The following is a 7,722-nucleotide window of genomic DNA, read 5'->3' as shown; positions in this document are numbered from 1 at the left end:
GTGCCAACGTCGCCACCGCCACCATCAGCGGGCTGGACGCTGACCGCCGCACGAGGAGTTCCCGGTCTCGCGCCGGGAACCCTCCGGGGCCAGAGAGTGCAGGAACGTGGGTTCTCGGATCAGTTCGCGCCCAGCCACAGGTCGGGGCCGAAGACCTCGTAACGGATACGGCGTGCGGGCACCCCGGCGTCGATCATCTGGGCGCGCACGTTGCGCATGAACGGCAGCGGTCCGCACAGGTAGACGTCGGCGTTCTCGGGAAGGTCCACCGTACTGATGTCCATCAGCCCCCGATCGCCTTCGCCGTCGCCGTCGCCACCGGTCTCGTACCAGTTCCGCGCGCTCGCGTCGGACAGCGCGTCGACCAGGGCGGCGGTCTCCTCGCGGTGGGCGTGGTCCTCCGGGCTGCGGTCGGCGTGCAGGGCGAGGACCGTGCGGGCGCTGTCCTGCTCGGCGAGCCGGTTGAGCATGGCGAGCATGGGCGTGCAGCCGATCCCCGCCGAGACCAGCACGACGGGGTGGTCGCCCTCGGCCAGGGTCACGTCGCCCGCCGGGGTGGACACCGTGAGGGTGTCGCCGGGTACGACGGTGTCGTGCAGCAGGGTGGAGACCTCACCGGCGGGTGTGTCCCCGGCGTTCAGGCGCTTGACGGTGATACGGCGGCGCTTTCCGTCCCCACCGGTCAGGGAGTACTGACGGGCCTGACGGACACCGTCCGGCATGAGCAGCTGGACGCTGACGTACTGTCCGGGCTCGAAGTCGGGGAGCGGAGCGTCGTCCTCGGGTTCGAGGGTGAGGGAGGCGGTGTCCGAGGTCTCCTGGCGGCGGTCGGCGACCCTCCAGGAGCGCCAGACCTCGCCGCCCGAGTGCCCCCGGCTGGCGTACACGCGGGCCTCCAGCGCGATGAGGGATCCGGCCATGAGCCAGTAGACCTCGTCCCAGGCGCGGACGACGTCGGGGGTGGCCGCGTCCCCGAGGGTGTGGGCGATGGCGTCGAAGAGGTACCTGTGCACGATCACGTACTGGTCCTCGGTGACGCCGAGGGAGACGTGCTTGTGGGCGATGCGGGACAGCAGGGCGTCGGGTCTCTCGTCGGGGTGGTCGAGGAGGAGGGCGGCGAAGGCCGCGATCGATCCGGCCAGGGCCCTGCGTTGTTCCCCGGAGGACTGGTTGCCCCGGTTGAACAGGCCGTCGAGGAGTTCGGGACGCTCACCGAGCATCGTGTCGTAGAACCGGGCGGTGATGGTGTCCAGGGCGTCGGCCACGACGGGGATCGTGGCCCGGACCGTGGCGGCGGACTCGGTTGAGAGCATGCGTCCTCCTTCTCGGGACTGTCGCCCCGGAACGGAAAATTCTCATCTGGGATGCATATTAAAACCGCCTCGGAAGGCCCCGGATCCGGGGCGTGTCCGGGGATGTGAGCCAGGCGACAGCCGTGTCCGGTGTGGTGAGCGGAAGGGTTCACCGGCCCGCCCTGTCCTCCGCGACCCCGTACTCACAGCGCACCCCTGCGCTCACAGCGCGGTCTTGCGCTCACAGCGAGTGCGGAGCGCCGAAGCCAGCTAGTGTGCGCGCAGCAGGGTCAGGGTGTCCCGAGTGGGCGGTGCCACCAGGGACTCCACGGTGACGCCGTCGAGCGAGGTGTAGAAGGCCTCGCGTGCCTCGCGCAGGGCACCGCGCAGCCGACAGGCCTCACGCAGCGGGCAGGGCGGGTCGTCCTCGCACCCCACCAGGTCTCCCCCGCCCTCCAGTTCACGCACGATCGACCCGACCGACGCCCAACGGCCCTTCTCCGTCAGGAGCAGGCCGCCGTTCCGGCCGCGCCGTGCCTCGACCAACCCCATGTCGGACAGCCGCGCCACGGCCTTGGCCATGTGCGTGTAGGGCACGGAGAGCATTCCGGCCACGGCCCTGGTGGTGAGGAGCTCGCCCTCCTCCGCGACCGCGAGCCGCATGACCAGCCGCAGTGAGACGTCGGTGAAAGCGGTCAGACGCATGTACACAACGTAGGTGACCGGCTCCCATGGCCGGTCCACCTTCCCGGACTCGATCCGGCGGAGGATCAGCGGACGCCCCTGTGCCCGTCCGGGTCGTGGGAGTCGTCGGAGTCCTCCTCGTTCGGGGCGTTCACGGGCTGGTGGCGTCCGCTCTCGCGCGGCATCCAGACCAGGACCACCACCAACCCCACCAACCCGAAGCACAGCGACACCGCCGCCGCGGTGTGCAGCCCCGACATGAACGCCTCCTTGGCGGGGCCCACCAGCGCCCGGCCCTCCTCCCCCAGGTTCCGGGCGATGGCCAGGGTGCCCTCGATCGACTCACCGGCGGAGCGCAGCTCCTCTCCGTCCAACCCCTCCGCCTCCTCCCGCGCGAACGTCTCCAGGGTCGGCGTGATCCCCGCCCGGTACCGGAAGGAGATGACCGCGCCCAGGACAGCGACGCCCATGGCCGTCGCCACCTGCCGGACGGTGTTCTGCACCGCGGAGGCGGCCCCGGCCCTGCCCGGCGGCACCGACGACATGATCGCGTCGGTGGCGGGCGTCAGGACCACCGCCATCGCGGCGGCCTGGAGGAAGAAGAAACCGACGATGAGCGGGAGCGGCGTGTCCCGCTCCAGCTGGGTGAAGAACAGGAAGCACGCGCACACGCTCAGCACGCCCGCCGCGGCGACCACGCGCGGACCCGCCCAGCGCACGAGTGTCGGGCTGAGCGGCGCCATGATCATCTGTCCCAGCGCCGAGGGCAGCACCAGCAGCCCCGCCACGAACGGCGAGAACTCCCGGACGCTCTGCCAGTAGAAGCTCAGGAAGAAGATGATCCCGGACATGCTGAAGAACAACACCATGATGATGGCGATGGCGACGCTGAACCGGGGGTTGCGGAAGAAGCGCACGTCCAGGGACGGGTTGTGGGCGCGCGACTCGTGTACCAGGAAGAGCGTGAGCACCGCCGCACCGCCGACGAGCGCGCCCCAGACGTCCCAGTCCGTCAGGGAGGCCCTCTCCCCCGCGGTGATGATGCCGTAGATGAGCAGCACCAGACCCGGAACGGACAGCAGCACGCCCAACACGTCCAGTCGGCCCGGGTTCTCGTTGCGCGACTCGGGCACCAGGAAGAACACCAGCGCCAGGCCCATCAGCACGAAGGGCACGTTGACGAGGAAGATCGACCCCCACCAGAAGTTCTCCAGCAGCAGTCCGCCCGCCGACGGGCCGATGGCCAGCGCCAGCCCGACCGAGCCCGCCCAGAACCCGATGGCCCTTGCGCGCTGCTCGGGCGGGAACACGTTCGTGATGACCGACAGGGTCTGCGGCATCACCATCGACGCGCCGAGCCCCATCGCGGCGCGGGCCAGGATGAGCTGTTCGGGGCTGTGTGAGTAGGCGGACAGCGCCGAGGCCGCACCGAACACCGTCAGGCCCAGCACGATCATGCGGCGGCGCCCCCACCGGTCGCCGAGCACGCCGAAGGTGAAGAGCAGACCGGCGAAGACGAGCGTGTAGGAGTTGATCGCCCAGGCCAGCTGCGACTGGCTGGCTCCCAGTCCCGCCTCGGGGTCGGAGAGCGTACGCAGCGCCACGTTGAGGATGGTGTTGTCGGCGACGATCACCAGCAGGCAGATGATCAGCACCGCAAGGCCGCCCCACCTGCGCCGGTACGCCGTCTGCGCGTCCACGAACCCACCTCCACCGCCGGAACCGTCCACCAGGTCGAACCGTACCCCTCGGCGCTTCCGCGCGGCGCCGCCACATGGCGCGTCCGGCGTTCGGCCCGGGTACGCGGCAGGGGTACGTGACACGTGCCGCCCCTCCCCCTCCCCCGCTCCCGTACCGTCCCCGGCGCGGTCGGGAAACATCCGGATGCCGGATCGGGTTGTATCCCGTGGAAAGAGAGACGGCGGGCGCGTGCGATGATGCTTGCGTGTGGCGGCCGGAACCGGCCTTCCACCGCCCCGCGGGGCACCGGAACCGTCCCCGCACACGTCCGGTCCCCCCGAGGACCATCCGTGACCCCCGCGGTCACCCGGCGCGCGAGCGCGCCACCACCATTCGTCCACACGTCCGGAGACACCCCCGAGGTGCTTCGAGACAACGGAGGAACGCACCATGAGCACCACTGAGAAGACCCCGGCCACCAACTCCCTGTACGGCGGGGTCGCCAACCGCCGTGTCACGGTCCGCGACCTGGCCGCCGCCAAGGAGCGCGGCGAGCGCTGGCCGATGCTGACCGCCTACGACGCGCTCACCGCCCGCGTCTTCGACGAGGCCGGTATCCCCGTCCTGCTCGTCGGCGACTCGGCCGCCAACGTCGTCTACGNTCCTGTCACGGTGGACGAGCTGCTCCCGCTGACCGCGGCCGTGGCCCGTTCCACCCGCCGGGCGCTGGTCGTGGCCGACCTGCCGTTCGGCGCCTACCAGGCCTCGCCCCAGCAGGCGCTGGAGTCGGCCTCCCGCTTCATGAAGGAGGGCGGTGCCCAGGCGGTGAAGCTGGAGGGCGGCCACGCGGTCGCTCCGCAGGTGGAGCTGCTGGTGTCGGCGGGCGTGCCGGTGATGGCGCACCTCGGTCTGACCCCGCAGTCGGTGAACACCATGGGCGGTTACCGGGTGCAGGGCCGCGGCGAGGCCGCGGCCGGACTGCTCAAGGACGCCAAGGAGATGGAGCGCGCGGGCGCGTTCGCGCTGGTCCTGGAATGCGTGCCCGCCGAGCTGGCCGCGCAGGTGACCGAGCAGCTGTCCATCCCGACCGTGGGCATCGGCGCCGGGGCGTCCACGGACGCCCAGGTGCTGGTGTGGCAGGACATGGCCGGGCTGAGCCCGAGGGTGGCGAAGTTCGTGAAGACCTACGCCAACCTGCACGAGACGCTGCGCGAGGCGGCCTCGGCCTACGCCGACGAGGTCGTCCGCGGGGCGTTCCCCGAGGAGCGCCACTCCTACGCCAGCTGACGGAGGAACACGTCCACCGCGTCCACCGCGGTGACTGAACGGAACGGGTGACGGGCCGCCGGTCGGGAGCGATCCCGGTCGGCGGCCGCGTGTCCGGCCCCGTCCCGGTTCGACCCGTGGAGACACCTGTGAGCCGGACAACAAACCGAACTGTACTCGGGAGTAGAGTCGCACCGTACCCAGTGCCGAAGGGGCCGGGGACCGGCCCTCCCGGGAGGACAGATGCGCATCTCGATGCCGCTCCAGTACGCGGGTGAGCCCAGGGCCGCCGTCGACCAGGTGGTCGAACTGGAGAAGGCCGGACTCGACACCGTGTGGGTCGCCGAGGCCTACGGGTTCGACAGCCCCACCCTCATGGGTTACATCGCCGCACGCACCGAGACCGTGGCGATCGGTTCGGCCATCCTGCCGCTGTACAGCCGCACCCCCACGCTCATCGCCATGACCGCCGCCGGACTGGACGACCTGTCCGGCGGACGCGCCATCCTCGGTCTGGGCGCCAGCGGGCCGCAGGTCATCGAGGGTTTCCACGGCGTCCCCTACGTCAAGCCGCTCGCCCGCACCCGCGAGACCATCGAGATCTGCCGCAAGATCTGGGCGCGCGAGGACCGCCTCACCCACGACGGCGGCGTCTTCCAGCTGCCCCTGCCTCCGGAGAGGGGCACCGGCCTCGGCAAACCGCTCAAGATCATCAACCACCCCGTGCGTCCCGACATCCCCGTCTACGTGGCCTCGCTCGGCGTGAAGAACGTGGCGATGACCGCGGAGATCGCCAACGGCTGGCTGCCGCACCTGTTCATCCCCGAGAAGGCCGACACCGTGTGGGGCGAGGCACTGGCGGAGGGCAGGGCCAAACGCGACCCGTCCCTGGGCGAACTGGAGATCTCCGCGGGCGGCCTGCTCGCGATCGGCGAGGGCGAGGACACCAAGAGACTGCTGGACCTCGTGCGGCCGATGATCGCCCTGTACGTCGGCGGCATGGGCGCCAAGGGCAGGAACTTCTACAACACGGTCGCCCGCCGCTACGGCTACGAGGAGGCCGCGGAGAGGATCCAGGACCTGTACCTGGCGGGGAGGAAAGACGAGGCGGCCGCGGCCGTGCCCGAGGAGTTCGTGGAGCTGACCAACATGGTCGGCCCCGAGTCCTACGTGCGCGAGCGGGTGGAGGCCTTCCGCGCCGCCGGGGTGACCCAGCTCAACGTGGTCCCCGTGGGCGAGGACCCGGCCGCGCTGATCGGGAAGGTCAAGGAGTGGGTGTCCTGACCGGTCACCCCTCCCGTCGCGGCGCCGGTCCCCGGGACCGGCGCCGCCGTCGTCTCCGGGGGTCTTCCGCTGCCCGGCGCGCCGCGTGACGCGCCTCCACCCGGACACGCCCGGAAGGGCGGAGCGGGGCTCGCGCCCCTTTCACGTGTCACCGAACACGGTGGGCGACATGCCCTCAGAAGCCCGGCACCCATCGAACCCCTGTTCGCGATCCACGCCACGCCACGACTCCCGAGGGGGCGTGGCCGCCCTCTCTCCCGCGAGTCGGGGAGAGCCCGCGGACGCGCAGGCGAGAGCGCGTCCGGACATCACAACGCCCGAGAACCAGCCGGACAACCCGCCAGGGAACGAAAGAAGAAGGGAAACTTCCTTTCCACATCTCCCGGCGAAGAAAAAATTCTTTCTCCGTCATCGTCCCACCGCATGACCGATGCAGCACGGAGGGTGACCGAAGAGGGCCGGAGAGTTCTATTAACATGCGTTAAGTCACGTCTCACCCCCGGACGAACACGGAGAACACATGGTCTCAGCACACCGACGGCCACGTGTCGCGCTCCTCTGCGCCGCCACCGCCCTGACCGCGGCCACCGCCGCGTCACCCGCGGCGGCCGACACCGAGCGACACTGCATCAGCGACGTCGACACCGGCCTGGAGCGGTGCTTCGCCTCCTTCGACGCGGCGATCACCGCCGCCGAGGAGCAGACGGGGCGGACGCTCCAAGAGCAGGAGCGGGCCCTGGACGGAGGCGGTGTCTCCACCCTGGCGGCCAGCTCGGACGTCATCATCGGCACGTACTTCGAGCACGAGGACTTCGGCGGGGCGTCCTTCACCCTGTACGGCGACGGCCTGTGCACCGGAGGCGACGACACCGAATTCTGGTACACCTTCCCGCCCGAGTGGCGCAACCTCATCTCCTCGGCCCAGCCGTGGGCCACATGCGCCCTGTGGCTGCACGCGGGACCGGACGGAACCGGTGACCGCGACGGCCCCTACCGCGAGAACACCGGCTACGTCGGCGACTTCATGAACGACCGCACCGTCTCCACCACCCTGGGCTGAACCGGCCCGTTTTCCCCACCCCTCCGAAGGGAAAACCACCATGCGACGCACGTACGCCGTACTCTGCGCCACCGCCGTCGCGGCGGCCGGCGCGATCGCGGCACCCCCGATCCCCGCGTACGCGGCCGCCCAGGACGTCCCCACCGTGCGCCAGCTGCTGGAGCTGTGCGGCGTGGAGACGGACGTCTGCGAGTTCCACCCCAGCGGGGCGCCCGAACCGTTCGCCGCCGAGAGCCGCGTCGTCGGCTCCGAGGTCTTCAACTGCACCTCGGGACCCCAGGACATGGCCGTGCAGTGGTCCGACACCACCTCCCAGAGCAACAGCGTGGGCCTGACCCTGACCACCGAGGCCGGATTCGGTGAGGTCTTCTCCGTGTCCTACGAGCAGTCCTTCGAGCACACCTGGACGACCTCGCACACCGAGAGCCAGATCACCTACGTCACCACCGCGCCGGG

Annotated in this window: 7 protein-coding genes; 4 read left to right on the top strand and 3 right to left on the bottom strand. The window is 70.5% G+C overall.

Features of this window, described 5'->3' with window-relative positions:
- Nucleotides 1-119: 119 nt before the first annotated feature.
- From D455_RS0119100 to D455_RS0119090, 3 genes are all read right to left on the bottom strand, one after another.
- Nucleotides 120-1,313: a globin domain-containing protein gene (locus D455_RS0119100; RefSeq protein ID WP_017572311.1), complete on the bottom strand. Its 1,194-nt coding sequence runs from the start codon at nucleotides 1,311-1,313 to the stop codon at nucleotides 120-122.
- A 249-nt stretch (nucleotides 1,314-1,562) separates the two neighbouring features.
- A complete protein-coding gene (locus tag D455_RS0119095) occupies nucleotides 1,563-1,997 on the bottom strand; it encodes an RrF2 family transcriptional regulator (RefSeq protein WP_026122776.1) in 435 nt (144 codons plus the stop codon).
- Between the two features lie 65 nt (nucleotides 1,998-2,062).
- Entirely contained in the window at nucleotides 2,063-3,676 is a 1,614-nt protein-coding gene (locus D455_RS0119090; protein ID WP_051064661.1) for an MFS transporter, read from the bottom strand.
- A 430-nt stretch (nucleotides 3,677-4,106) separates the two neighbouring features.
- Between D455_RS0119090 and panB the strand changes: the two genes are divergently transcribed.
- From panB to D455_RS0119070, 4 genes are all read left to right on the top strand, one after another.
- Nucleotides 4,107-4,943 carry a 3-methyl-2-oxobutanoate hydroxymethyltransferase gene (panB, locus tag D455_RS0119085; RefSeq protein ID WP_017572308.1) on the top strand — a complete coding sequence of 279 codons (837 nt, stop codon included), beginning with the start codon at nucleotides 4,107-4,109 and terminating at the stop codon, nucleotides 4,941-4,943.
- Between the two features lie 222 nt (nucleotides 4,944-5,165).
- Nucleotides 5,166-6,206, top strand: a complete 1,041-nt coding sequence (locus D455_RS0119080) for an LLM class F420-dependent oxidoreductase (RefSeq protein ID WP_017572307.1) — start codon at nucleotides 5,166-5,168, stop codon at nucleotides 6,204-6,206.
- A gap of 520 nt (nucleotides 6,207-6,726) precedes the next feature.
- Nucleotides 6,727-7,266, top strand: coding sequence for a hypothetical protein (locus D455_RS0119075; protein ID WP_017572306.1), 540 nt, complete (start codon nucleotides 6,727-6,729; stop codon nucleotides 7,264-7,266).
- A 40-nt stretch (nucleotides 7,267-7,306) separates the two neighbouring features.
- Nucleotides 7,307-7,722, top strand: a 416-nt coding sequence (locus tag D455_RS0119070) for a hypothetical protein (protein WP_017572305.1), incomplete at its 3' end; no start/stop codon positions are given.

The organism is Nocardiopsis halotolerans DSM 44410, from assembly GCF_000341065.1.
GTDB classification, from domain to species: domain Bacteria; phylum Actinomycetota; class Actinomycetes; order Streptosporangiales; family Streptosporangiaceae; genus Nocardiopsis; species Nocardiopsis halotolerans.
This window is presented reverse-complemented; position numbering and strand designations above follow the sequence as displayed.

What these genes read in the sequence shown, in the direction of transcription:
- D455_RS0119100 (WP_017572311.1), bottom strand. Translation starts at nt 1,313, where the DNA reads ATGCTCTCAACCGAGTCCGCCGCCACGGTCCGGGCCACGATCCCCGTC.
- D455_RS0119095 (WP_026122776.1), bottom strand. Translation starts at nt 1,997, where the DNA reads ATGCGTCTGACCGCTTTCACCGACGTCTCACTGCGGCTGGTCATGCGG.
- D455_RS0119080 (WP_017572307.1), top strand. Translation starts at nt 5,166, where the DNA reads ATGCGCATCTCGATGCCGCTCCAGTACGCGGGTGAGCCCAGGGCCGCC.
- D455_RS0119075 (WP_017572306.1), top strand. Translation starts at nt 6,727, where the DNA reads ATGGTCTCAGCACACCGACGGCCACGTGTCGCGCTCCTCTGCGCCGCC.